Source organism: Kribbella sp. NPDC026611 (genome assembly GCF_040638345.1).
Taxonomy (GTDB): domain Bacteria; phylum Actinomycetota; class Actinomycetes; order Propionibacteriales; family Kribbellaceae; genus Kribbella.
Genome location: NZ_JBEZYC010000023.1, coordinates 1 through 1,411 on the forward strand (window position 1 = coordinate 1; position 1,411 = coordinate 1,411).

The window sequence follows — 1,411 nt, forward strand, 5'->3', positions numbered from 1 at the left end:
CGGTCAAGTCCCCAGGAGTGGTGTAGTGCTGCGTTCTCCTTTCTGGGGTTTAGGCGGTGAGGGCGGGCAGGTCGTTTGTTCCGATCTCGGGTTCGGTGTTGGTGAGGACGTTCAGGCGGCAGCGGGCCAGGAGGTCGAGTCCGAGGTAGCGGCGTCCTTCGGCCCATTCGTCGGTTTGTTCGGCCAGGACGGCGCCGACGAGCCGGACGATGGCGTCGCGGTTGGGGAAGATCCCGACGGCATCGGTGCGGCGGCGGATCTCTTTGTTCAGGCGTTCTGCTGGGTTGTTGGACCAGATCTGGGTCCACACGTCTTTGGGGAAGCTGGTGAACGCGAGGATGTCCTCGCGTGCCGATGCGAGGTGGTCGGCGACGGCGGGCAGCTTCTCGGCGACGTAGTCGAGCAGCCGGTCGAACTGAGCGGCCACGGCGTCCGCGTCGGGCTGGTCGTAGACCGAGTGCAGCATCGCCTTGACCGCCGGCCACATGCTCTTCGGGGTCACGCTCATGAGGTTCGCGGCGTAGTGCGTTCTGCAACGTTGCCAGCTGGCTCCGGGCAGGTTCGCGGCGATCGCTTCCCGCAGGCCGGCGTGGGCGTCTGAGGTGACGAGCCGGATCCCGGTCAGGCCTCGGGCCACGAGGTCGGCGAAGAACTCGTTCCACGCCGGTCCTGTTTCGCTGGTGGCCACCCGCAGGCCGAGGACCTCGCGGTGGCCGTCGCCGTTGACGCCGGTCGCGAGCAGCACGACAGCGTTGATGACGCGGCCGCCTTCGCGGACCTTCATCGTCAACGCGTCGGCGGCCACGAAGGTGAACGGCCCGGCGGCGTCCAGTGGCCGGTGGCGGAACTCTTCGACGAGCTGGTCCAGGTCGGCAGCCATCCGCGACACCTGGGATTTCGACAGCGAGTCGATGCCGAGGGTCTTGACGAGCTTGTCCATTCGGCGGGTGGAGACGCCGGCCAGGTAGCAGTCGGCCACGACGGTGATCAGGGCCGCTTCGGCGCGCTTGCGGCGCTCCAGAAGCCATTCGGGGAAGTAGGTGCCCTTACGCAGCTTGGGGATCGCGACGTCGATGGTGCCGACGCGGGTGTCGAGGTCGCGGTGGCGGTAGCCGTTGCGCTGCGAGGTGCGGCCCGGCGTGGGTCGTCCCCACTCGGCGCCGACCACAGCGTCGGCGTCAGCAGACAGCAGCGCGTTGATGATCGATTGCAGCAACGAGCGCATCAGATCAGGGCCGGCCTCGGCGAGTGCTTCGCCGAGCAGGCCGGCAGGGTCGACAATGTGTGGAGCGGTCATCGTGATGGTCCTCGAGGATTCTGTGGAAGGTTGACTCGAAGGATCACGCGGTGGCCGCGTACTCGTCTACGACGAGCCCGACAACCGCGCTACACCACTATCGGGGACTCAACT

The 1,411-nt window shown here is 67.1% G+C and carries 1 protein-coding gene; it reads right to left on the bottom strand.

The annotated features are described in order from the left end of the window. Nucleotides 1–49 precede the first annotated feature (49 nt). Entirely contained in the window at nt 50–1,297 is a 1,248-nt protein-coding gene (locus AB0E69_RS41060) for an IS256 family transposase (RefSeq protein ID WP_360159796.1), read from the bottom strand. Nucleotides 1,298–1,411 lie beyond the last annotated feature (114 nt).

Coding starts and splice junctions, on each gene's coding strand:
- AB0E69_RS41060 (WP_360159796.1), bottom strand. CDS start 1,297: ATGACCGCTCCACACATTGTCGACCCTGCCGGCCTGCTCGGCGAAGCA.